Here is a 22,320-nt window from a genome sequence, read left to right as displayed (position 1 = left end):
GCGCACGTCACGGCGAGGAGGCAGGGATGCTCGCACGCAACGCTGAGTCGCTCTACTGGATCGGCAGGTACGTCGAGCGCGCCGACGACACCGCCCGCATCCTCGACGTGTCCGTCCACCACCTGCTGGAGGACGCGACCGTCGACGCCGACGCCACCAGCCGCCAGCTGCTGGCCGTGCTGGGCATGACCCCGCCGGAGGGCACCGAGCTGGAGATGCGCTCGCTGACCGACCTGGTCGCGTTCTCCCGGGAGCACGCCGGGTCGATCGTGTCCTCGGTCTCCAGCGCCCGGGAGAACACCCGCGTCGCCCGCGAGGTGGTCTCCACGGAGCTGTGGGAGTGCATCAACGCGATGTGGAACGCCCTGCCCGAGCGGCAGCGGGCGTCCCGGCGCACCGGCCCGCACTCGTTCTTCGCCTTCGTCGAGGAGCGGGCGGCGATGTTCGCCGGGCTGGCCGACTCCACGATGTCGCGCGACGACGGCTGGCGGTTCCTCGTCCTGGGCCGTTCGGTGGAACGCGTGGACATGATCGTCCGGCTGCTGATGTCGCGGGTGGGCGACAAGCCGTCGTCCCCGGGGTGGGTCACCGTGCTGCGCTCCGCGGGCGCCCACGACACCTACCTGCGCACCTACCGCGGCGCCCTCGACGCCCGCCGGGTGGTGCAGTTCCTGCTGCTCGACCGGCTGTTCCCGCGCTCGGTGTTCCACGCGCTGAGCCAGGCCGAGCGCTGCCTGGAGCACCTCGACAACCGCCCGACCAACCGGGTCGGCTCCAAGGCCGAGGCCATCCGGCTGCTCGGCAAGGCGCGCAGCGACCTGGAGTTCCTGCGCCCGGACGAGCTGCTGGAGAACCTGACCGACCGGCTGGCCCAGCTCCAGGAGACCGTCCGCGAGGTCGGCGAGGCCGTGTCGCAGCAGTACTTCCACTCCGTACCGTGGGTGGCCTGGACGAACGCGGAGGTGAGCCTGTGACCGCGGCGAGCACGACCCCGTCGACGACGGACACGACGGGGTCCAACGGCACCGGGACCTGGCGGTTGCGGGTGGTCCACACCACCGGCTACCGCTACCAGGCCCCGGTCGTGCAGTCGTTCAACGAGGCCCGCCTCACCCCGCGCAGCGACCGGTGGCAGAACCTGGTGGTGACCCGGATCGAGACCACCCCGCCCACCCGGTCGTTCCGCTACACCGACTACTGGGGCACCGAGGTCACCGCCTTCGACCTGCACGCCCCGCACACCGAGCTCAAGATCGTCGCGTCCTCGGTGGTGGAGACCGGCGAGACGGTGCTGCCGCTCGACGGCGCCACCTGGGCAGACCTGCGCGCGGACCGGCTGGTCGACCGCTACGGCGAGTACCTGGAGTGGACCCGGTACGTGCCCCGGCACAAGGAGCTGGGCCAGTTGGCCCGCGAGCTGCGCAAGGGCCGCAAGCCGCACGAGACCGTGCTGGCCATCGCCGAGCTGGTGCACGACCGGCTCACCTACAGGCGCGGCACCACCGGGGTGCACAGCTCCGCCGTCGACGCCTGGGAGGCCCGCGAGGGCGTCTGCCAGGACTACGCGCACCTGACCCTGGCCATGCTGCGCGCGGTGGGCATCCCGTCGCGGTACGTCTCCGGCTACCTGCACACCAAGCCCGACGGCGTGGTGGGGGAGACGGTGGTGGGGGAGTCGCACGCCTGGGTGGAGGCCTGGACCGGGGGTTGGTGGGGGTTCGACCCGACCAACGACATCGAGATCAGCCCCCGCCACATCTGGGTCGCCACCGGCCGCGACTACGCCGACGTGTCCCCGGTGAAGGGCACCTACAGCGGCGGTCCGGCGGCGGCGATCGAGGTCTCGGTGGAGGTGACCCGGCTGGCGTGAGAGCCCCACGGCCCGGCATGGGACGATGGGGTGTACCCGGAGACCATGCGAGGACCTTGAGTGGCTACGTTCGCTGACACGACCTTCACCGCGCCGGAGCGCATCCGGAACTTCTGCATCATCGCCCACATCGACCACGGCAAGTCGACCCTGGCCGACCGGATGCTGCAGATCACCGGTGTCGTCGAGGCGCGGGCCATGCGCGCGCAGTACCTCGACCGGATGGACATCGAGCGCGAGCGCGGCATCACCATCAAGGCGCAGAACGTCCGCCTGCCCTGGGTGGTCGACGGCGACGAGCACGTCCTGCACATGATCGACACCCCCGGGCACGTCGACTTCACCTACGAGGTGTCCCGGGCGCTGGACGCCTGCGAGGGCGCGATCCTGCTGGTCGACGCCGCGCAGGGGATCGAGGCGCAGACGCTGGCCAACCTCTACATGGCCCTCGACCGCGACCTGACCATCATCCCGGTGCTCAACAAGATCGACCTGCCCGCGGCCGACCCGGACAAGTACGCCGCGGAGATCGCGCACATCATCGGCTGCGAGCCCGACGACGTGCTGCGCGTGTCGGCCAAGACCGGCGTGGGGGTGCGCGAGCTGCTCGACAAGGTGGTCGAGCAGGTGCCCGCCCCGGTCGGCGACGCCGACGCCCCCGCCCGGGCGATGATCTTCGACTCGGTCTACGACACCTACCGCGGCGTGGTCACCTACATCCGCGTGGTCGACGGCAAGATCACCCCGCGCGAGCGGATCCGGATGATGTCCACCAACGCCACGCACGAGCTGCTGGAGGTGGGCATCATCTCCCCGGAGCCCAAGCCCAGCAGCGGCCTCGGCGTCGGCGAGGTGGGCTACCTGATCACCGGCGTGAAGGACGTCCGCCAGTCCAGGGTCGGCGACACGGTGACCTCCGAGCGCAAGGGCGCCACCGACGCCCTCGCCGGTTACCGGGAACCGCAGCCGATGGTCTACTCCGGGCTCTACCCGGTGGACGGCTCGGACTACCCGGACCTGCGCGAGGCGCTCGACAAGCTCCAGCTCAACGACGCCGCGCTCACCTACGAGCCGGAGACCTCCGCGGCGCTGGGCTTCGGCTTCCGCTGCGGCTTCCTCGGCCTGCTGCACCTGGAGATCACCCGCGACCGGCTCGAGCGCGAGTTCGGCCTCGACCTGATCTCCACCGCGCCCAACGTGGTGTACCGGGTGGTGCTCGACGACGGCAAGGAGCTGGTGGTCACCAACCCGTCGGACTGGCCGGTCGGCAAGATCGCCGAGGTCTTCGAGCCGGTCGCCAAGTGCACGGTCATCGCCCCGAGCGACTTCGTCGGCACGATCATGGAGCTGTGCCAGGGCAAGCGCGGCCAGCTCGGCGGCATGGACTACCTGTCCGAGGACCGCGTCGAGCTGCGCTACACCATCCCGCTCGGCGAGATCATCTTCGACTTCTTCGACTCGCTCAAGTCGCGCACCCGCGGCTACGCCTCGCTGGACTACGAGGAGTCCGGCGAGCAGGCATCCGAGCTGGTCAAGGTCGACATCCTGCTGCAGGGCGAGGCGGTGGACGCGTTCAGCGCGATCGTGCACCGCGACTCGGCCTACGGCTACGGCACCCGGATGACCACCAAGCTGCGCGAGCTGATCCCGCGCCAGCAGTTCGAGGTCCCGATCCAGGCCGCGATCGGCGCCCGCGTGATCGCCCGCGAGACCATCCGCGCCATCCGCAAGGACGTGCTCGCCAAGTGCTACGGCGGTGACATCAGCCGCAAGCGCAAGCTGCTGGAGAAGCAGAAGGAGGGTAAGAAGCGGATGAAGATGGTCGGCCGCGTCGAGGTCCCCCAGGAGGCGTTCGTCGCCGCGCTGTCCACCGACGAGCCCACCGGCAAGGGCAAGAAGTGAGCCGGTGGGGAGGCCCGGTCTCGGGCCTCCCCACCCGGTTCAGTTGAACTTGTAGTCGATGGTGAAGTGGTGGGTGTCGCCCACCATGGTGATCACCATCTCGCCGGTCAGGCCGGTCAGCTCACCGGTCGCCGAGTCGGCCACCACGGTGATGTCCATCCCCTGGCGCTCCGGGCTGGCCGTGGCGCTGTGCTGGAGCACGAACGTGCCGCTGCGCCCGTGCAGGGTGCCGGTGATCCGCTCCACGGCGACGTAGGACTGCGAGCCCGCGACCGGGGTCTGCACGGTGAACATGGTGACGACGCTGGTGCCGGTCAGGTCGCCGGTGTAGCTCTTGCGGGCGGTGTTGCGGCCGATGACGGTGCCGTGCTGCTCGTCGCTCTCCTCCGGGCGCCACTCGTCGATGTCGAAGGTTCCGGTCGCCTGCTCGCTCATGTGGGGTCCTCTCCGCGGCTGCTGGTGCGGATTCTGGACCGCCGCGGCGGTCCGGGAGGAGCCACTTTTGCGCATTCCGCGCGGCCTGTGGACAACCGTTGGACAGCATCGGCCCCGTCCGGGATTCTTGGTCGCGGAAAGGGGAATCCGATGTCCACACCGCTCGACCGCCTCCGCGAAGTCTGCCTGGCACTGCCCGGCACCACCGAGAAGATGAGCCACGGCTCCCCGTCGTGGTTCGTGAAGAAGATGTTCGCCTCCCACACCTTCACCGACGACCGCCACCACGGTGACGGGCGGGAGTCGCTGTGGTGCGCGGCCCCGCCCGGGGCGCAGGAGGAGGTGGTCGGCCAGGAGCCGGACCGCTTCTACCGCCCGCCTTACGTCGGCCACCGCGGCTGGCTCGGGGTGTACCTCGACGGCCCGGTGGACTGGGACGAGTTATCGGAGGTCTTGGAGGAGGCGTACCGGGTGGTGGCGCCGAAGAAGCTCATCGCCGAACTGGAGGCCCGGCCCTAGACCGCGCGGCCGTTGAGGTGGGCGAGGGCGGTGGAGTACTTGGCGCGCAGGCGTTCGCGGGTCGGTTCGTCCACACGGGCCAATCGTGCGGGGGAGGAGTTGTCGGCGATGTCGGCGCGCTTCACGGCGAGGGCGAGCGGGTTGGCGGCGACCCGGTCGAGGTAGTCGGGCTGGGACTCGCCCGGTCGCTTGCTGATGGCCTCGACGGCGGCGACCACCTCCGGCGGGCAGCCCGCGGCCAGCAGGTCGTCCGGGGTGACCGGGGTGTCCTCGACGACGTCGTGCAGCGCGGCGGTCATCTTCTCGTGCTCGCCCTCGACCGCGGCCAGCACGCGCAGCGGGTGGCCGATGTAGGGCATGCCGGACTTGTCGACCTGGCCCGCGTGGGCGTCCCTGGCGATCCGGATCGCGTCGTCCACGGTGAACATGGTGAGAACTCTAGAACCGACAGGTGGGGATCGGTACGGTCTCCGCCCTGGGATTGGGGGACCTGTGGAGGACGAAGCACCCTGGGGGATCGGCGCCTGGCAGTTCCTCTGGCTGTACTGGATCGCGTTCGCATTGGCGCTGGTCGCGGTCCTGGCCGCCGCGGCCTACCTCCGGCGGGAGGCGGCGGCGGGCGACGCCGACACCCGGCCGTTGGGCCACTACCACCTCGCCTGGCTCGCCGGTGGCGCACCGCGGGTGGAGGAGGTCGTGATCGCGGTGCTGCTGGCGTCGGGCCGGGCAGGCATCGACGACCGCGGCGTGCTGGCGCCGGTGCCGGGCGCCGAGCCGTCCGACCCGGTGGAGCACTGGCTGTTCCGGTCCATCGGCACGGGCCGGACGCTGCGCGGCGCGGGCTCGCTGCGGTTCGGGGACAGCCAGGTGGGCCGGGAGCTGGTCGGCGACCTCACCCGGCGCGGATACCTGCGCCGCGGTGGCGCCGAGTCCCCCGGCTACCAGGGGCACTGGTTGCTCGGCGTGGTCTTGGGTGTCGGGGTGGCGCGGCTGTTCGCCGAGCTGGACTGGCAGTGGCAGGTCGGCCTCCTGTCGATCAGCCTGGTGCTCAGCGGGGCAGGCTGGCTCGCGGTCGCGTTCGCCCTGCGGGCGGGGGAGGACCGGCCGTCGGACCGGGGGCGGGCCGCGCTCGCCGCGGTGTCGGTGCGGGTGGCCCAGGTCGAGGACCTGCGGGCCCAGCCCGACTGGCTGCCCGCCGCGGTGGCGGTCGAGGGCATCGCGGCATACCCGGACCCGGAGGTCGCGGAGCTGGTCGCTGCGCACACCCGACCGGGACCCCTGACTTGGCCGTCGAACGCAACCGGGAGGTGATGCGGATCGTCTGATGTGGAAAGCGCCGCCGGTCGCCGCCCGGAGGGGACGGCGGTCGCGCGAATCGGCAGGAGGTCCGATGGAACCGTGGGGCATGACCGGACCGGAGTTCCTCTCCGCGTACTGGGTGGCGGTGCTGACCGCCTTCGTGATCGCGGTGGTGGCCGCGGTCGTCGGCCGGTCCGGTTCGGGGGGCAGCGGGCCCGACACCGGGCGGCTGGACGAGTACCAGCTCGCCTGGCTGGCGGGTGGGCCGGTGCGGGTCGAGCAGACCGCGATCGCGGGCCTGGTTTCCCGGGGCGTCGTGCGGGTCAGCCGCTCCGGGGTGGTCACCCCCAACCGCGGCGCGACGCAGGCCGACGACCCGGTGCAGGCCCAGGTGCGGCGGCTCCTCGGCAGCTCCCACCGGCTGTCCAAGGCCAAGCCGCTGGGGCTGGCGGAGACCCGGATCGGGCAGGACATGGCCCGTGACCTGGTCGCGCGCGGCTACCTGACCTCGGCCGGGCGGGCGCGGGCGGCCAAGCGGGTGCACTGGTTGTTCGTGCTGGTCATGGCGGTCGGCGTGGTGCGGTTGGTCAACGGGATCAGCCTGGACCGCCCGGTCGGCAACCTGGTGTTCTCGCTGGTCGGCACCCTCGCCCTGTGGCTGCTCGTCCGGTTCGCCCTGCTCAACATCCGCCAGCGCCCCGCCGCCAAGGGCCGCGCCGTGCTCAACCAGGCCCGGGGGCACACCACCACCCGGCGGGGTTCGGTTCCGGAGCCTTCACCGCTGGGCGCGGGTGCCCTGGTCGGTGCGGCGGTGCTGGCCCCGGTCGCGCTCTACGGGCTCACCGCCTACCCGGACGAGGAGCTGAGCCAGGTGTTCGCGCTGAACGCCCGGCCCACCGGGGCAGGCGGCGGCGACGGCGGTGGCAGCTCGTACGGCTGCTCGAGTTCGAGCAGCAGCAGCTCGTGCGGGGGCGGCAGCAGCTGCGGTGGTGGCGGCGGGTGCGGGGGCTGACCCCGCTCGGCGGGTTCCGCCCGGCCTGCTGTGCCCGGCTGGATGCGCGCAGGCCGTGCCCGGCTGGACCTGCCTGACTTGGCCCTGCCTGGTGGGAGCCGCCTGGCTGGGGCCTGTCCGGCCTGCCCTTCGGGGGCGGGAGGGTCAGCTCTCCGGTGCGACGAGGACGACCTTGAGCGGTCGGTCGCTGTCGGCTGCGCCCTCGACGGCGTCGGCCAGGACCTCGCGGATGCCGCGGTAGCCCACCGGGTCGGCGGTGGCCAGCACCTCCGGGTGCGTCCACACCAGCACGTGCTCGCCCGCGGGCAGCCACGACAGGTCGGTGAGGCAGTCGTAGAGCGCGTCCAGGTTGTGGCCGAACCAGTCGGGGAAGCGCAGCAGCCGGGCCAGCGCGGTCATCATGCCGCGCTTGCTGCGCACCGCGGCACCGTCGAGGCGGTGCTCGGTGGTGGTCATCGGCCGGTGTCCACGGAGACGAACGAGTCGTAGTGGTCCTCGGTGTAGAAGACCTCGCTGCCGGAGCCGGTGATCAGGCGCCGCGCGCCGCGGTCTGGGCTGCCCGGAGTGGGCACGGTGTACTCCTTGTAGTAGCCGGAGGCCTGCTTGGGCAGCCTGCCCTCCCGGTTCTGGAAGGTGACGCCGTCGTTGCGCGGGTACGGGAACGGGCCGCCCTTCTCGATCAGCGCCCAGGTCTGCCCGGCCTGCGGCGGCAGCTCCGACAGCGCCCGCACGACCATGCCCTCGACCGCGCGGCCCCTGCTCGGCACCGCCGCCGAGCCCGAGCCGCTGCCCGGCAGGTTGTGCACGACGGTCGTCGTGGAGCCGGTCGGGGGCGCGGACGTGCTGTCGGAGTCGTCCGCCACCTGGGTCAGCCAGCCCAGCAGGACGATCAGGACCAGGCCGACGAGTGCGCCGGTGATGCGTTTGCGGGAACCCACTCGGCCAGCCTACGAATCGGCTTCGGTGCTCGACCGCGACCCCAGCGGTGTCTCCTCCGGGGCGTGCCCGAACCGGGCCGACGCGTAGTCCACCACCCGGTCGATGAACCACGCCACGACCACGCACAGCGGCAGCAGCACGGCCATGACCAGGGCGAATTGGACCAGGAACGGCGCGCTGCTGAGCCACAGCTCGACGTCGTCCCACCAGTCGGAGAGCCCCTGCACACCACCGAGACTAGACCTGGGCCACTTCCGTGGGGCGGCGGGCGCCGCGCGTCGCTATGTTTCAGCCATGTTCGCTGTCTACGCCGCCGAGCCCAACCCGGACGACCCGCTGGCCTCGCTCACCATCGGTGAGCGGCCCGAGCCGGAGGCGCCCGACGGGTGGGTGCGGGTCTCGGTCAAGGCCGCGAGCCTCAACATGCACGACCTGTGGACGCTGCGCGGCGTCGGCATCAAGCCCGAGCGCTTCCCGATGATCCTGGGCTGCGACGGCGCCGGTGTGCTGCCCGACGGCACCGAGGTCGTGCTGCACTCGGTCATCGGCGACCCGGCCTGGGGCGGCGACGAGACCCTCGACCCGACCCGGACCCTGCTCACCGAGAAGCACCAGGGCACCTTCGCCGACACCGTGGTGGTGCCCGCCCGCAACGCGCTGCCCAAGCCCCCGGGCCTGAGCTTCGCCGAGGCCGCCTGCCTGGGCACCGCCTGGCTCACCGCCTACCGGATGATCTTCGTGAAGTCGGGGCTGCTGCCCGGCCAGACCATGCTGGTGCAGGGGGCCTCCGGCGGGGTGTCCACCGCGCTGATCGTGCTCGGCAAGGCGGCGGGCCTGCGGGTGTGGGTCACCGGCCGCACCGAGGACAAGCGCGCGCTGGCCACCTCGCTGGGCGCCCACCAGGTCTTCGAGTCCGGTGCCCGGCTGCCGGAGAAGGTCGACGGCGTGTTCGAGACCGTGGGCAAGGCCACCTGGTCGCACTCGATGCGCGCCCTCAAGCCCGGGGGCGTCATCGTCGTCTCCGGCTCCACCAGCGGCCCGGACCCCAGCGCCGACCTGCAGCGGCTGTTCTTCCTGCAACTGCGCGTCATCGGTTCCACCATGGGCACCCGCGAGGAGCTGGGCGACCTGATCCGGTTCTGCGACATCGCGGGCATCAGGCCGACCATCGGCGCCGAGCTGCCGATGGAGCAGGCCAAGGCGGGCATCGAGGACATGCTGGCGGGCGAGACGGCCGGGAAGATCGTCTTCACCCGCTGACCCGCGCCCGGCGCCCGGGTGCACTAGCGTCGCAGGCATGATCGCCGAGACGCGCATCCCGGTCGTGGTGGCTCCGATGGCGGGTGGGCCCACCACTCCGGAACTGGTGGCGGCGGCGGCCGAGGCGGGGGCGTTCGGCTTCCTCGCCGCGGCCCTGGTCACCCCGGACCGGCTCCGCGCGCTGATCGCCGCGACCCGCCAGGGCACCACCCGCCCCTTCGGGGTCAACATCTTCACCCCCAGCCGCGAGTCCGCCGCCGACGTCGACTCCTACCGCGACCGCGTCCTCGCCGACGCGGAGCGCTACGGGGTCCTCCTCGGCGACCCGGACTGGGACGACGACCACTACGCCGCCAAGGTCGACGTGGTCGTCGAGGAGCGGGTGCCGGTGGTGTCGTTCACCTTCGGCCTGCCCCGCCCCACCGACGTGGAGCGCCTCAAGGCGGCGGGCACGCGGGTCGTCATCACCGTGACGACACCGGCGGAAGCCCGAGCCGCGGCGGCCGCGGGCGCCGACGTCCTCTGCGTGCAGGGCCCGGCCGCGGGCGGGCACCGCAGCGTCTTCACCGACGACCCGGCCCACCCCGGCGGTGCCCCCGCCTACGACCTGCTGCCCCTGCTCCGCCTGGTCGCCGCCGAGACCGACCTCCCCCTGGTCGCCGCGGGCGGCCTCGTCCACGGCGCCGACGTCGCCGCCGTCCTCGCCGCCGGGGCCGTCGCCGCCCAACTGGGCACGGCGTTCCTCCGCAGCCCGGAAGCGGGAACCTCCCGAGCCCACCGCACCGCCCTCGCCGACGCCGACCGCGAGACGACGGTCACCAGGGCCTTCTCCGGCCGCCCCGCCCGGGGCCTGGTGAACCAGTTCATCACCGACCACGGCGAAGCGGCCCCCGCCGCCTACCCCAACGTCAACAACCTCACCAAGCCCCTCCGCGCCGCCTCCACCGCCGCCGACGACCCGGAGTCGATGTCGCTGTGGGCGGGCCAGTCCTACCCCCTGGCCAGGGAAGCACCCACCGCCGAGATCCTGGCGACGCTCATGGCCCAGGCGCGGGAGGCTGTCGCAAACCTCACCGCCCGCTTCCCGGTCTGACCCGCTTCACCCGGTCCACCACCGCAGCTCTGTCCACGAGCGACCCGGTTTCCCGCTGTTCACAGGGGTCGTCGGGAACTCCGCGGAGCGCCTGGTTGCCCACAGGACGCGCGGGGATCCCCCCGATTTCCATTCTATTCGGGGGGACCGACGGAAATGGTGCGCGGCGGGTGGTTGTCCACAGGGGACGTCGAAGCCACCCGGGGTCCCCCCGGTGTCAACTTTACCGGTGGGGGGTGACAGGAAATGGGGTGCGCGGTGGGTTGTCCACAGGTCAGGGGACCCAGTTGGCCTTGCGCTTCTGGGTGAAGGCGGTGATGCCCTCCTGGCCTTCCTCGCCCGCGAAGAAGCCCGCCGACAGCGACAGCATCTCGGCGAAGTCCGCGGACATCGTGTCGGCGGGGGTGCGGCGCAGCAGTTCCTTGGTGGCGGCCAGGGCCTTCGGGCCGCCGAGGGCGAGCATGCCGGTGTAGCGGTCGACCTCGTCGTCCAGGGTGGTGAGGGGGACCGCGGAGTTGAGGAGGCCGATGCGGACCGCCCGGGTGGCGTCGAAGGTCTCGCCGGTGAGGAAGAGTTCGTGGGCCGCGCGGGGCAGGAGGCGGGGGAGGACCGTGACCGAGATGACCGCGGGGACGACGCCGATGCGGACCTCGGTGAAGGCGAACGTCGCCGAGTCGGAGGCGATGGCGATGTCGGCGGCGGCCACGATGCCGACGCCGCCCGCGCGGGCCGGGCCCGCCAGGCGGGCCACCACCGGCTTGGGGCTGGTCCAGATCTGCTCGAGGATGGCCGGGAACTCCTGCACGCCCTGCGCCGACGACGAGGCGCCGCCCGCTTCCTTGAGGTCCATGCCGGAGCAGAAGACCGGGCCGGTGTGGTCGAGGACGATGACCCGGACCGCGTCGTCGGCGATCGCCGTGGTCAGGTGGGTCCGCAGGTCCGCCCGCAGGCGCGCGGAGAGCGCGTTGCGGTTGTGAGGGGAGTCCAGGGTGATCCGGGCGATGCCCGCGGACACGTCGTAGTGCACCAGCTCTTCGGCCATGGGGTCACCCTAGCCGGGGATCAGTGGTGGTACCGGTGCACGACCGCGTGCCCCCTGCCGCGGCTGATCAGCCAGCGGTTGACCGGGACCGTGACGGCGAACGCCACGACCAGGGAACCCGCCAGCGACACCCAGAACAGCCAGTCGGCCAGGCCCGCGGTCATCGCGCCGGGGACGCCGACTATGACCAGGTTGTCGACGACCTCCATGGTGGCGATGGACACCGTGTCGGCGGCCAGGGCCACGCCGAACGCCGTGCCCAGGGCCACCCCGGCCGCCAGGACCGAGCGGGCGGTCAGCGCGTAGCCGAACAGGAAAGCCAGCGCGACCGACACGGCGACCGTGGTGACCGTCGACCAGCCCAGGGCGGTGCCCAGCACCATGCCGAGGACCTCTCCGACGGCGCAGCCGGTGAGGCAGTGCAGTGTGGCCGAGACAGCGGTGCGCCAGGTCGACGCGGGGTGCTCGTGGTGCTCCATGCCCCGCTCAACTACCCCTGGGGGGTATCTATTCCGGGCTGGGGACCGACGGTGGATCCGAGGAGCCGCACGTGTGTTCCGGTGGAAGGCCCAGCCGTTTCCGCGCCGATCGGCAGAGCGGCGGCCACGGGTTCGATCCGGCGTCCTGCCCGCTCAGGCCGAGCGGACACCGGCGAGGAGGCTCTCGTCGTAGCGGGCGAGCACCAGGTCGGCCACCTCGACGGCCGCGCCGAGCGGTGCCGCGACCGCCACGACCCCCTCGACCTCCGCCGCCCGGGCCGCCACCCGGTCCGGCAGCAGGCCGGGCGCCAGGAAGTACGACGCCACCGCGATCCGCCGCGCCCCGCGGGCCCGCAGCGCCGCCGCGGCCGCCGCCACCCCCGGTTCGGCGGTGGCGAACGCCACCCGGACCCCCGCCCAGCCGAACCGCGCCGACCAGCGGCGGGCGATGTCGTGCACCCGCGCGTTCGCGGGCGCGTGCGAGGACCCGGTGGCCGCCAGCACCACCCCCAGCGACGGGTCCCCCGGCCGCACCCCGGCCTCGGCGAGCCTGCGCAGCACCGCCGCCTCCAGCCGGTCGTCCGGGCCCAGCACGTCGGTCACGGTCACCGACAGCCGCGGCCGGTCGCGCTCGGCCTCGGCGACCAGGCCCGGCAGGTCGACCCGCGCGTGGAACGCCCGCCCCAGCAGCAGGGGGGCGACCACGACGGGCCCGCGCAGCGTCGCCAGGACGTCGGAGAGCAGCGGGGCGGACAGGTCCAGGAACGCGGTCCGCACGTCCAGCCCGGGCCGCCGCGCGCGCACGACCTCCACCAGCTCGGCCACCGCGGCGGCGGAGCGGGGGTCGCGGCTGCCGTGCGCCACGGCGACCAGGGGGGTGTTCACCGGCCGGTGCCTCACAGCGACCCGGACAGGCCGCGGGCGCGCAGCACGGCCCGCTCCAGCGGGCGGAACAGCAGCAGCTCGATGCCCACGCCCACCAGGAAGATCAGCAGGATGCCCGCCATCACCATCGACATGTCCGACAGCGACATGCCGTTGTGCAGGTACTGCCCCAGGCCGAAGCCCAGCTGCGGGGAGGTCGCGATCAGCTCGGCGGCCATCAGCGACCGCCAGGAGAACGCCCACCCCTGCTTGAGCCCCGCCAGGTACCCGGGCAGGGCGGCGGGCAGCAGGATGTAGCGGGCCGCGTCGACCCGGCCCGCGCCGAGCACCTTGCCCACCCTGGGCAGGATCGGCGGGATCTGGTCGATGCCCGCCACCAGCCCGTTGGCGATCGAGGGCACCGCGCCGAGCAGGACCACCGTGTAGATGGCCGCGTCGGTGGTGCCGAACCACAGCACGGCGGCGGGCACCCAGGCCACCGACGGCAGGCTCTGCAGGCCGGAGATGACCGGGCCGATCGCCGCCCGCACGATCGCCACCTTGGCCAGCAGCAGGCCCAGCGGCGTCGCCACCGCCACCGAGATCAGGAAGCCGATGATCGCCCGGTGCACCGAGACCCAGAGGAACTCCCACACCTGGCCGGTCTGCGTGACCTTCCAGACCTGCTCCCACACGGCGATCGGCGCGGGGAGCTGGTACTCCGGCCAGATCGCCGCCGCCCACAGCGCCTGCCAGGCCACGACGAACACCACCAGCGCGCCGATCGGGGCGAGCACCGACCGGACCAGCCCCTTGCGCCTGCGCGGCTGCTCGGGTGGCGCGTCGAGCGCGTCGAGGCCCTCGACGGCGTGGTCGGCCACCGGGGCCGTCGCCTCAGGCGGCATGGCTGCTGATCACCTCGCGCAGGCGGGCGTTGATCTCGTCGGTGACCAGGGCACCGTCCGGGGCGTCGAGGTCGGCCACGGCCCACTCCTGCACGACCCGGCCCGGCTTCGACGACAGCAGCACCACCCGCTGCCCCAGCCGCACCGCCTCGCGCACGTCGTGGGTGACGAACACGACCGCGGTGCCGGTGGCCTGCCAGACCCGCAGCAGCTCGCTCTGCAGGAAGTCGCGGGTGATGGCGTCGAGGGCGGAGAACGGCTCGTCCATCAGCAGCAGCGTGGCGCCGTCGCCGTCGCGGTTGAGCGCCGAGGCCAGCGCCCTGGCCAGCGCGACCCGCTGGCGCATCCCGCCGGACAGCTCGTGCGGGCGCTTGTCGCCCGCCCCGGAGAGGCGGACCAGATCGAGCAGCTCGGCGGCGCGGGTCTCCCGCTCGGCCTTCTTCACCCCGGCCAGCCGCAGCGGCAGCTCCACGTTGCGCGCGGCGGTCAGCCACGGCATCAGCGCGGCCTCCTGGAACATCACCGCGGGCCGGGAGGTGGACAGCTCGATCGTGCCCGCGCTGGGCTGGTCCAGGCCCGCGATCAGGTTGAGCACGGTGGTCTTGCCGCAGCCCGAGGCGCCGAGGAGGCAGACGAACTCGCCGGGCGCGACCCGCAGGTCGATCCCGTCGAGCGCGGTCACCGCGCGGGTGCCCTGCCCGAAGGTCTTGCGGACCCCGGTGAGCCGCACGGCGGTGTCGGTCCCGCGGTGTGTGGGGAGCGTGGCGGTCATCGTGTCGCCTGCCTTCCTCGGTCGTCCTGTGTCAACGGGGCTTCGGCTCTACTTCTTGTCCAGACCGGCGGCGTCCGCCTCCGGCTTGCCTGCGGCCTTGAGGACGGTGTTGAGCGCGCCGAGGTCGAGGAAGCCGCCCAGCTCGGTCTCCTCGGTGGCGATGCCCGCGGCGACGGCGTCCTTCGCCAGCCGCGGGTAGGTCGCGGCGAGCGGGTCGGTGTCCAGGCTGATCGAGGTGAACGCGCGGTCGATGACGGCGGCGTTGAGGCCCTTGCCGGTCAACGCCTCCAACTGCTTGTTCACCGCGAGCTTGGCGTCCGCGCTGTCACTGCCCGCGTAGGCGTTGGCGGCCAGCAGTCCGCGCAGCAGCGCCTGCACCGTCTGCGGGTGCTCCCTGAGGTACTGGGTGCGCACCAGCAGGGTCGTGGTCGGGAACTTGCCGTCGGCCCACAGCTCCTTCTCGTCGAGCAGGACCTTCGCGCCCGCGTCGAGCACCAGCCGCGACGACCACGGCTCGGGCAGCCACGCGGCCTGCACCTCGCCCTTCTTGAACGCGTCGAGGGTCTGGGCGTTCTCCCGGTTGGTGACCTGCACCTTGTCCTTGAGGCCCTTGTCGACGAGCCACTTCTTCAGCGCCACGTCCTGGGTGTTGCCCAGCGCCGGGGTCACCACGGTCTTGCCGACGAGGTCCTCGGGCTTGGTGATGTCGGCGGTGGTGACGAGCTGCGCGCCCGCCGACGTGCCGCCCGCCACCAGCCGCACCGCCTCGCCGTCGGACTTGGCGAAGGCGTTGATGGCCGGGCCGGAGCCGATGAAGCCCGCGTCGAGCGAACCGCCGAGGAACGCCGCCACCTCGGTGGGGCCGTCGTTGAACTTCGTCGGGACGAGCTTGGTGGCGCCCAGTTCCTTGGCGAAGAAGCCCTTCTCCAGGCCGATCAGCGCGGAGGCGTGCGTGACGTTGGGGAAGTAGCCCAGCCGCAGCTCGGCCGCGGGTCCCTGGTCGGTCGCGGTGTCCGCGGCGGAGGTGCCGCCGCTCTCGGCGCGGGAGCACCCGGCGACGGCGGACGCTAAGGACAGGGCGGCGATTCCGGCTGCGAAGGCGCGGCGGGTGCTTCTCACGGTGGTGGGCCTTTCGGGGATCTGCAGGGGGTTCAGGGACCGGGGGAGACGAGGTCTGCGGCTGGGGTGGCGGCCTCTCCGCCGCCGGTACAGCCGCTCCCGGTCTCCGGTTCGGGCAGCGGTGCCCCGACCAGGCCCGCCGCCAGGGTCGACCCGTCGGCGGGGTCGATCACCAGGAAGGCGCCGGTGCGCCGGTTGAGGGCGTAGTCGTCGACCGGGAGGGGCTCGGCCGTGCGGATGGTGACGCGGCCGATCTCGTTGAGCGCCAACGACTGCGGGTCCGGCACGCTCAGCAGCCGCTGCTCGTCGAAGCGGGCGCTGAGCTCGCCGACGAGCGCGGGCACCGTCCGCGCGCCGTGCTTGACCAGCACCCGGGCGCCGGGGCGCAGCGGCTTGTCCGACAGCCAGGCCACGGTCGCGCCGAACTCGTCCGCGCTGACCGGGGCGTCGGCCGCGGGGGCTATCAGGTCGCCGCGGCTGATGTCGATCTCGTCGGCCAGCACCAGGGTCACCGACCGGCCCGCCTCGGCCTCGGGCAGCGACCCGCCCGGGGTGTCGATGCGCGCCACGGTGGTGCGCAGGCCCGCGGGCAGCGCCACGACCTCGTCGCCGACGCGGACCGTGCCCGCCGCGACCTGGCCCGCGTAGCCGCGGTAGTCGGGGAACTCGGGGGTGTTGGTGCGGATGACGTACTGCACCGGGAAGCGGAACGGCACGTCGTGCGGGTCCGGCTCCACCGGGACGGTCTCCAGGTGCTCCAGCAGCGTCGGCCCGGCGTACCAGGGGGTGTGCGCGGAGCGGTCCACCACGTTGTCGCCGACCAGCGCCGACACCGGGATCGACAGCACCGAGCCCAGCGGGTAGCCCAGGGCGGTGGCGTGCTCGGCGAACTCGGCGGCGATGGCCTCGAAGACCGCCTCGTCGTAGCCGACCAGGTCCACCTTGTTCACCGCCAGCACCAGCCGCGGCACGCCCAGCAGCGCCAGCACCGCGGCGTGGCGGCGGGTCTGCTCCAGCACGCCCTTGCGCGCGTCGACCAGCAGCACCGCCAGTTGCGCGGTGGAGGCGCCGGTGACGGTGTTGCGGGTGTACTGCACGTGCCCGGGGGTGTCGGCCAGGACGAACGAGCGGTTCGGGGTGGCGAAGTAGCGGTAGGCGACGTCGATGGTGATGCCCTGCTCGCGCTCCGAGCGCAGGCCGTCGACCAGCAGCGACAGGTCGGGGGTGGTCAGTCCCTTGTCGACGCTGGCGCGGTGCACCGCGTCGAGGGTGTCGGCCAGCACGGACTTGGTGTCGTAGAGCAGGCGGCCCACCAGGGTGGACTTGCCGTCGTCGACGCTTCCGGCGGTTGCCAGGCGCAACAGGTCCATCAGAAGTAGCCCTCCCGCTTGCGGTCTTCCATGGCCGCCTCCGACATCCGGTCGTCGGCGCGGGTCGCGCCGCGCTCGGTGAGCCTGCTGGCCGACACCTCGGCGATGACGGTGTCGATGTCGGCGGCGTCGGACACGACGGCCCCGGTGCAGGACCCGTCGCCGACCGTGCGGTAGCGCACGGTCAGCTCCCGGACCGGTTCGTCGGCCCGGGGACCGAACCACGGGCCCGCGGTCAACCACATGCCGTCGCGCTGGAACACCTCGCGACGGTGTGCGTAGTAGATGGACGGCAGCTCGATCGCCTCGCGCTTGATGTAGCGCCAGACGTCGAGTTCGGTCCAGTTCGACAGCGGGAACACGCGGACATGTTCGCCGGGGCGGTGCCTGCCGTTGTAGAGGTTCCACAGTTCGGGACGCTGGCGCCGCGGGTCCCACTGGCCGAAGGAATTGCGTAGGCTGAAAATTCTTTCCTTCGCCCGGGCGCGCTCCTCGTCGCGGCGCCCGCCGCCGAACACCGCGTCGAACCTGTTGCCGGTGATCGAGTCGAGCAGCGGCGTGGTCTGCAACGGGTTGCGGGTGCCGTCCGCGCGCTCCTTCAGCCGCCCGTCGTCGATGTAGTCCTGCACGCTGGCCACCACCAGGCGCAGGCCGTGGCGCTCGACGGTGCGGTCGCGGAACTCGATGACCTCGGCGAGGTTGTGCCCGGTGTCCACGTGCAGCAGCGGGAACGGCACCGGCGCGGGCCAGAACGCCTTGATCGCCAGGTGCAGCAGGACGGTGGAGTCCTTGCCGCCGGAGAACAGGATCACCGGCCGGTCGAACTCGCCCGCGACCTCGCGGAAGATGTGGATCGCCTCGGACTCCAACCGGTCGAGGGCGTCCAACCGTGTCTGTGTGCTCGTCATCCCCGCCTCACCCGTGCAATCCGCACTCGGTCTTGCTCTGCCCGGCCCACCGGCCGCTGCGCGCGTCCTGCCCCGGCAACGGCTTCGCCGTGCACGGCGCGCAGCCGATGGACAGGTAACCCGTGCTCACCAACGGGTTCTCCAGGATCCCGTTCTCGGCGATGAAGCCGTTGAACTCGTCGTCGGACCAGGCCGCGATCGGGTTGACCTTCACCAACCCGTTGCGGTCGTCCCACTGCACGATCGGCGTGTTCGCCCGGGTGGGCGCGTCCACCCGGCGCACCCCGGTCACCCACGCGTCGTAGCGCGACAGCGTCTCCCGCAGCGGCACCACCTTGCGCAGGAAGCAGCACTGGCCGGGGTCGGTCTTGTTCAGCGGCCCGAACTCCGCCTCCTGCTCGGCCACGGACTGCTTCGCCTCGGCGTCGACGATCCGCAGCTCCGGGTAGACCGCCTCCACCGCGTCGCGGGTGCCGATGGTCTCGGCGAAGTGGTAGCCCGTCTGCAGGAACAGCACGTCGATGTCGCGCTTGTGCTGGTAGGCCAGGTGGACCAGCACCGCGTCCTGCATGTTGGAGGCGACGATGAACCGGTCGCCGAACGTCTGCGTGGTCCACGCAAGCGCTTCCGCCGCGCTCGCCCCGGCCAGCTCGTGCTCGGCCCGCTCGGCCAGCGCGCGCAGGTCCTCGGTGTGGGTGGTGGTCACTGACCGGCCTCCTTGCTCAGGTTCAGCCCGAGGAACTTCACCGTGAACACCCGGCGGCACCCGGTGCACAGCCAGGCCGAGGGCGGTTCCTCCTGCGGCCGAAGGTCCTCTTCGCCGCAGTACGGGCAGTGGAACGGGGTTGCTCGCTCGCTCACCTCAGGGCGCCGTCGTCGGCGCGGGCGACCCACTGGGCGAACCGCTCGTCCGGCTCGCGCCCGGCGACGAAGTTGCGCACGACCCGCTCGACGTAGTCGGGCAGCTCGTCGCCGGTCACCTTGTGCCCGCGCAGCTTGCGGCCGAACCCGGTGTCGAGGCCGAGGCCGCCGCCGAGGTGCACCTGGAAGCCCTCGACCTGGTTGCCCGCGTCGTCGGTGACGATCTGGCCCTTGAGGCCGATGTCGGCGGTCTGGATGCGGGCGCAGGAGTTGGGGCAGCCGTTGATGTGCACCGCGAGCGGCGCCAGCGCCTGGGTGTCGGTGACGTCCTTGAGCCGGGTCTCCAGCTTGGTCACCAGGTCCAGCGCGCGGCCCTTGGTCTCCACGATCGCCAGCTTGCAGAACTCGATGCCGGTGCAGGCCATCACCCCGCGCCGCCACGGCGACGGGTCCGTGTGCAGGCCCAGCTCGGCCAGCGCGGCCTGGAGCGCGGGCACCTCGGCCTCGGGGACGTCCAGCACCACCAGCTTCTGCAGCGGGGTGAACCGCACCCGCCGCGACCCGGCCCGCTCGGCCGCCGCCGCGACCTCCAGCAGCGTCGTCCCGGACACCCGGCCCGCGACCGGCGCGGCGCCGACGTAGAACAGGCCGTCCTTCTGCCGGTGCACGCCCACGTGGTCGTACGGGGTGGCGGGGACCTCCGGGGCGGGGCCGTCGACCAGCTTGCGCCCCAGGTACTTCTCCTCCATGACCTCGCGGAACTTCTCCACGCCCCAGTCCTTGACCAGGAACTTGATGCGCGCGCGGTGCCGCAGCCGCCGGTAGCCGTAGTCGCGGAAGACGCCGATGACGGCGCCGTAGACGTCGGCGACCTCGTCCAGCGGCACCCACGCGCCCAGGCGCCGTCCGATCATCGGGTTGGTCGACAGCCCGCCGCCGACCCAGACGTCGAAGCCGGGGCCGTGCTCGGGGTGGACCACGCCGACGAAGGCGACGTCGTGGATCTCGTGGGCCACGTCCGGCAGCCCGGACACCGCCGACTTGAACTTGCGCGGCAGGTTGGCGAACTCCGGGTTGCCGATGAACCGGCGCTTGATCTCATCGATGGCCGGGCTGCCGTCGAGCACCTCGGCCTCGGCGATCCCGGCGACCGGTGAGCCCAGGATCACCCGGGGGCTGTCGCCGCAGGCCTCCATGGTGGTCATGCCCGCGCCCTCGAGCCTGGCCCAGATGGTCGGCATGTCCTCGACGCGGATCCAGTGGTACTGGATGTTCTGCCGGTCGGTGATGTCGGCGGTGTCGCGCGCGTAGTCCTTGGACAGCTCGCCGAGGACGCGAAGCTGGTCGGTGGTCACCGCGCCGCCGTCGGTGCGCACGCGCAGCATGAAGTACTCGTCGTCGAGCTCCTCGGGTTCGAGGGTGGCCGTGCGGCCGCCGTCGATCCCGGGCTTGCGCTGGGTGTAGAGGCCGAACCAGCGGAACCGGCCGCGCAGGTCACCGGGGTCGATGCTGTCGAACCCGTTGTGCGCGTAGATGTTCTCGATCCGCTCGCGCACGTTCAGCGGGTTGTCGTCCCTCTTGGACCGTTCGTTGGGGTTCAGCGGCTCGCGGTAGCCGAGGGCCCACTGGCCCTCACCGCGACGGGTTTGCGCTCGCTTGCCTGCACTGGCCGGTGGTGTGGTGGGAGACACCGGGCTTGTCCTCCGGGGTCGGGGCGCGCGCGCCCGCTGACGAATCCCGGTGTGTGCCTGGGATCACGCAGCCTGCGCGCCGACGCCAGCTGAACGCGAACTGAGGCGACGACAGGTCAGGTGGCCCGGCACAACGCGCTGGACACGCGACGGAGGTCCACGTGGCGGCGGACCACCAGGAAGACCTCAGTCGCTGACATGTCCTCAGCGTGCCACGCGTCCACGGTGTGGTCCACAGCCATCCGCATACTGGGACGGCGCACGATGTGCTTGCGCCGAGGCGGCCGAAACCGCACGTCGCGCCCTGCGATGATGGGTGTCGTGCCCTCCGCTCCCCCCGACGGCGACCCCGCCCCGCCCGACGGCGCGCTCCCGCCCGCCGCCCTCGCCGGACTGGGCGCCCGCCCCTTCGGCGTCTACGTCCACGTGCCGTTCTGCGCGACCCGCTGCGGCTACTGCGACTTCAACACCTACACCCCCGGTGAACTGGGGACTTCCGCCTCGCCCGCCTCCTGGATGGAGGGCTTGCGGCGCGAGCTGGAGCTGGCCGCGACGATCTTGGGCAGCCCGCCGCGCGCGGAGACCGTCTTCGTCGGCGGTGGCACACCGTCACTGCTCGGTGCCGCGGGGTTGTCCCAGGTCCTGGACGCGATCCGCGCCACTTTCGGGCTCGCCGACGGCGCGGAGGTCACCACCGAGTCCAATCCCGAGTCCACCTCGCCCGCCTTCTTCGCCGGGCTGCGTGACGCGGGATACACCCGGGTGTCGCTGGGGATGCAGTCCGCCGCCCGGCACGTGCTGACCGTGCTCGACCGCACACACACCCCCGGCCGCGCCGTCGCCGCCGCCCGCGAGGCGCGCGCCGAGGGCATCGCCCACGTCAACCTCGACCTGATCTACGGCACCCCCGGCGAACGCCCCGGGGACCTCGCGGCGTCGCTGGAGGCGGTGCTGGAATCCGGGGTCGACCACGTGTCGGCCTACGCGCTGATCGTCGAGGAGGGCACCGCGCTGGCCCGCCGGATCCGCCGCGGCGAACTGCCCGCCCCCGACGACGACGTGCTCGCCGACCGGTACGAGCAGGTCGACGCGGCCCTGGAGGCCGCCGGTCTGCACTGGTACGAGGTCTCCAACTGGGCCGCCGACGCCGGGGCCCGCTGCGCGCACAACATGCTCTACTGGCGCGGCGGCGACTGGTGGGGCGCCGGTCCCGGCGCGCACAGCCACGTCGGCGGGGTGCGCTGGTGGAACGTCAAGCACCCGGCCAGGTACGCGGAGCTGCTGGCGGGCGGGCTGTCCCCGGCGCTGGGCCGCGAGGTCCTCACCGCCGACGACCGCCGCGTCGAGCGCGTGCTGCTGGAGCTGCGGCTCGCCGACGGGTTGCCGGTCACCGCGCTGGACGCGGCCGCGACCGAGGAGGCGGGGGTGGCCGCCGCCGACGGCCTCCTCGACCCCGCCGCCCTCGCCGACGGCCGCTGCGTGCTCACCGACCGGGGCAGGCTGCTCGCCGACGCGGTGGTGCGCAGGCTGACCTGATCCGGCCGGAGTCCGGTGCGGGGTTGTCCCGGGGCGTCAGTGCCTGCCCGCGGCCAGCTTGGTGCCGGACCAGTCGGCCCCGGCGGCGACGGACTTCATCGCGTTGAACCCGGCGGTGTCCGCGGCCTCGGTGATGTCGCTGGGTTCGACGTAGCCGTCCCGGCCCACCTTCGGCGTCAACAGCCACACGGTGCCGCCCTCGACCAGTCGGGAGCCCGCGTCGACCAGGGTGTCGGTGAGGTCGCCGTCGTCCTCGCGGAACCACAGCAGGACCACGTCGGCCTCCTCGTCGGAGTCCTCGTCGAGCAGTTCCTGCCCGGTCACCTCCTCCACGGAGTCGCGCAGGGCGGCGTCGGTGTCGTCGTCGAAGCCGATCTCCAGGGCCTGCTGGCCCCGGGTGAAGCCCAGGCGGTCGGCCAGGGCGCGTTCGTCGCTCATGGGTCC

The 22,320-nt window shown here is 72.6% G+C and carries 27 protein-coding genes; 9 read left to right on the top strand and 18 right to left on the bottom strand.

The window, feature by feature from the left end:
- The first annotated feature begins 26 nt into the window (after positions 1–26).
- Genes L6E12_RS14670 through lepA form a run of 3 tightly spaced genes read left to right on the top strand, consistent with a single transcriptional unit; the run spans position 27 to position 3,772 of the window.
- Positions 27–974: an alpha-E domain-containing protein gene (locus L6E12_RS14670; RefSeq protein WP_035286023.1), complete on the top strand. Its 948-nt coding sequence runs from the start codon at positions 27–29 to the stop codon at positions 972–974.
- A complete protein-coding gene (locus tag L6E12_RS14665) occupies positions 971–1,870 on the top strand; it encodes a transglutaminase family protein (RefSeq protein WP_236228457.1) in 900 nt (299 codons plus the stop codon). The genes L6E12_RS14670 and L6E12_RS14665 overlap by 4 nt, the downstream gene beginning before the upstream one ends.
- A gap of 60 nt (positions 1,871–1,930) precedes the next feature.
- Positions 1,931–3,772 carry a translation elongation factor 4 gene (gene lepA, locus L6E12_RS14660; RefSeq protein WP_236228456.1) on the top strand — a complete coding sequence of 614 codons (1,842 nt, stop codon included), beginning with the start codon at positions 1,931–1,933 and terminating at the stop codon, positions 3,770–3,772.
- Between the two features lie 39 nt (positions 3,773–3,811).
- On the opposite strand, the gene L6E12_RS14655 is transcribed toward lepA, so the two are convergent.
- Positions 3,812–4,207 carry a DUF3224 domain-containing protein gene (locus L6E12_RS14655; RefSeq protein ID WP_236228455.1) on the bottom strand — a complete coding sequence of 132 codons (396 nt, stop codon included), beginning with the start codon at positions 4,205–4,207 and terminating at the stop codon, positions 3,812–3,814.
- A gap of 150 nt (positions 4,208–4,357) precedes the next feature.
- Here L6E12_RS14655 and L6E12_RS14650 point away from each other — a divergent pair, with 150 nt between their 5' ends.
- A complete protein-coding gene (locus L6E12_RS14650) occupies positions 4,358–4,726 on the top strand; it encodes an MmcQ/YjbR family DNA-binding protein (protein ID WP_236228454.1) in 369 nt (122 codons plus the stop codon).
- On the opposite strand, the gene L6E12_RS14645 is transcribed toward L6E12_RS14650, so the two are convergent.
- Complete coding sequence (locus L6E12_RS14645; RefSeq protein WP_236228453.1) at positions 4,723–5,154, bottom strand: HD domain-containing protein; 432 nt, start codon at positions 5,152–5,154, stop codon at positions 4,723–4,725. The two genes, L6E12_RS14650 and L6E12_RS14645, sit on opposite strands and share 4 nt — an antisense overlap.
- 64 nt (positions 5,155–5,218) lie before the next feature.
- Here L6E12_RS14645 and L6E12_RS14640 point away from each other — a divergent pair, with 64 nt between their 5' ends.
- Positions 5,219–6,037 (top strand): TIGR04222 domain-containing membrane protein, encoded by an 819-nt coding sequence (locus L6E12_RS14640; protein ID WP_236228452.1) that lies wholly within the window; start codon positions 5,219–5,221, stop codon positions 6,035–6,037.
- 79 nt (positions 6,038–6,116) lie between these two features.
- Positions 6,117–7,037, top strand: a complete 921-nt coding sequence (locus tag L6E12_RS14635) for a TIGR04222 domain-containing membrane protein (protein WP_236228451.1) — start codon at positions 6,117–6,119, stop codon at positions 7,035–7,037.
- A 144-nt stretch (positions 7,038–7,181) separates the two neighbouring features.
- On the opposite strand, the gene L6E12_RS14630 is transcribed toward L6E12_RS14635, so the two are convergent.
- From L6E12_RS14630 to L6E12_RS14620, 3 genes are read right to left on the bottom strand one after another with little or no spacing between them, the layout of a single operon-like run.
- Positions 7,182–7,493, bottom strand: coding sequence for a barstar family protein (locus tag L6E12_RS14630; RefSeq protein WP_236228450.1), 312 nt, complete (start codon positions 7,491–7,493; stop codon positions 7,182–7,184).
- The gene (locus tag L6E12_RS14625) at positions 7,490–7,975 is read right to left on the bottom strand and encodes a ribonuclease domain-containing protein (protein WP_236228449.1); all 486 of its coding nucleotides are present in this window, start codon (positions 7,973–7,975) and stop codon (positions 7,490–7,492) included. The genes L6E12_RS14630 and L6E12_RS14625 overlap by 4 nt, the downstream gene beginning before the upstream one ends.
- Positions 7,976–7,984: 9 nt before the next feature.
- Positions 7,985–8,203 carry a hypothetical protein gene (locus L6E12_RS14620; RefSeq protein ID WP_236228448.1) on the bottom strand — a complete coding sequence of 73 codons (219 nt, stop codon included), beginning with the start codon at positions 8,201–8,203 and terminating at the stop codon, positions 7,985–7,987.
- 67 nt (positions 8,204–8,270) lie between these two features.
- On the opposite strand from L6E12_RS14620, the gene L6E12_RS14615 reads away from it, so the two are divergent.
- Positions 8,271–9,236, top strand: a complete 966-nt coding sequence (locus L6E12_RS14615; protein ID WP_236228447.1) for a zinc-binding dehydrogenase — start codon at positions 8,271–8,273, stop codon at positions 9,234–9,236.
- Positions 9,237–9,273: 37 nt separating this feature from the next.
- The gene (locus tag L6E12_RS14610) at positions 9,274–10,329 is read left to right on the top strand and encodes a nitronate monooxygenase (RefSeq protein ID WP_236228446.1); all 1,056 of its coding nucleotides are present in this window, start codon (positions 9,274–9,276) and stop codon (positions 10,327–10,329) included.
- 274 nt (positions 10,330–10,603) lie between these two features.
- Here L6E12_RS14610 and L6E12_RS14605 read toward each other — a convergent pair whose 3' ends face one another.
- The 12 genes from L6E12_RS14605 to L6E12_RS35710 all read right to left on the bottom strand — a co-directional run bounded on the left by L6E12_RS14605 (position 10,604) and on the right by L6E12_RS35710 (position 20,540).
- Positions 10,604–11,371, bottom strand: a complete 768-nt coding sequence (locus tag L6E12_RS14605; protein ID WP_236228445.1) for an enoyl-CoA hydratase-related protein — start codon at positions 11,369–11,371, stop codon at positions 10,604–10,606.
- A 20-nt stretch (positions 11,372–11,391) separates the two neighbouring features.
- Complete coding sequence (locus L6E12_RS14600) at positions 11,392–11,850, bottom strand: DUF4396 domain-containing protein (protein ID WP_236228444.1); 459 nt, start codon at positions 11,848–11,850, stop codon at positions 11,392–11,394.
- A gap of 153 nt (positions 11,851–12,003) precedes the next feature.
- On the bottom strand, positions 12,004–12,735 hold the full coding sequence (locus L6E12_RS14595) for a sirohydrochlorin chelatase (protein WP_236228443.1): 732 nt from the start codon (positions 12,733–12,735) through the stop codon (positions 12,004–12,006).
- An 11-nt stretch (positions 12,736–12,746) separates the two neighbouring features.
- Positions 12,747–13,619 carry an ABC transporter permease gene (locus L6E12_RS14590; protein ID WP_236228442.1) on the bottom strand — a complete coding sequence of 291 codons (873 nt, stop codon included), beginning with the start codon at positions 13,617–13,619 and terminating at the stop codon, positions 12,747–12,749.
- Complete coding sequence (locus tag L6E12_RS14585) at positions 13,609–14,391, bottom strand: ABC transporter ATP-binding protein (protein WP_236228441.1); 783 nt, start codon at positions 14,389–14,391, stop codon at positions 13,609–13,611. Before L6E12_RS14585 ends, L6E12_RS14590 begins: the two co-directional genes overlap by 11 nt.
- A 48-nt stretch (positions 14,392–14,439) precedes the next feature.
- Positions 14,440–15,510: an ABC transporter substrate-binding protein gene (locus L6E12_RS14580; RefSeq protein WP_236228440.1), complete on the bottom strand. Its 1,071-nt coding sequence runs from the start codon at positions 15,508–15,510 to the stop codon at positions 14,440–14,442.
- A 32-nt stretch (positions 15,511–15,542) separates the two neighbouring features.
- Positions 15,543–16,883 (bottom strand): sulfate adenylyltransferase subunit 1, encoded by a 1,341-nt coding sequence (locus L6E12_RS14575; protein ID WP_236228567.1) that lies wholly within the window; start codon positions 16,881–16,883, stop codon positions 15,543–15,545.
- On the bottom strand, positions 16,880–17,788 hold the full coding sequence (cysD, locus tag L6E12_RS14570; protein ID WP_236228439.1) for a sulfate adenylyltransferase subunit CysD: 909 nt from the start codon (positions 17,786–17,788) through the stop codon (positions 16,880–16,882). The genes L6E12_RS14575 and cysD overlap by 4 nt, the downstream gene beginning before the upstream one ends.
- A gap of 7 nt (positions 17,789–17,795) precedes the next feature.
- Complete coding sequence (locus tag L6E12_RS14565; RefSeq protein ID WP_236228438.1) at positions 17,796–18,494, bottom strand: phosphoadenylyl-sulfate reductase; 699 nt, start codon at positions 18,492–18,494, stop codon at positions 17,796–17,798.
- Complete coding sequence (locus L6E12_RS14560; RefSeq protein ID WP_236228437.1) at positions 18,491–18,649, bottom strand: Insertion element protein; 159 nt, start codon at positions 18,647–18,649, stop codon at positions 18,491–18,493. The genes L6E12_RS14565 and L6E12_RS14560 overlap by 4 nt, the downstream gene beginning before the upstream one ends.
- Positions 18,646–20,340, bottom strand: a complete 1,695-nt coding sequence (locus L6E12_RS14555; RefSeq protein ID WP_236228436.1) for a nitrite/sulfite reductase — start codon at positions 20,338–20,340, stop codon at positions 18,646–18,648. Before L6E12_RS14555 ends, L6E12_RS14560 begins: the two co-directional genes overlap by 4 nt.
- A 116-nt stretch (positions 20,341–20,456) precedes the next feature.
- Entirely contained in the window at positions 20,457–20,540 is an 84-nt protein-coding gene (locus tag L6E12_RS35710) for a putative leader peptide (RefSeq protein ID WP_374201881.1), read from the bottom strand.
- A 121-nt stretch (positions 20,541–20,661) separates the two neighbouring features.
- Here L6E12_RS35710 and hemW point away from each other — a divergent pair, with 121 nt between their 5' ends.
- Positions 20,662–21,876 carry a radical SAM family heme chaperone HemW gene (gene hemW / locus L6E12_RS14550; RefSeq protein ID WP_236228435.1) on the top strand — a complete coding sequence of 405 codons (1,215 nt, stop codon included), beginning with the start codon at positions 20,662–20,664 and terminating at the stop codon, positions 21,874–21,876.
- A gap of 36 nt (positions 21,877–21,912) precedes the next feature.
- Here hemW and L6E12_RS14545 read toward each other — a convergent pair whose 3' ends face one another.
- Positions 21,913–22,314, bottom strand: coding sequence for a DUF3052 domain-containing protein (locus L6E12_RS14545; protein WP_236228434.1), 402 nt, complete (start codon positions 22,312–22,314; stop codon positions 21,913–21,915).
- Positions 22,315–22,320 lie beyond the last annotated feature (6 nt).

This window comes from Actinokineospora sp. PR83 (genome assembly GCF_021056305.1).
GTDB classification, from domain to species: domain Bacteria; phylum Actinomycetota; class Actinomycetes; order Mycobacteriales; family Pseudonocardiaceae; genus Actinokineospora; species Actinokineospora spheciospongiae.
The sequence above is the reverse complement of the archived record's forward strand: the minus strand, read 5'-3'. Positions and strand labels throughout refer to the sequence as shown.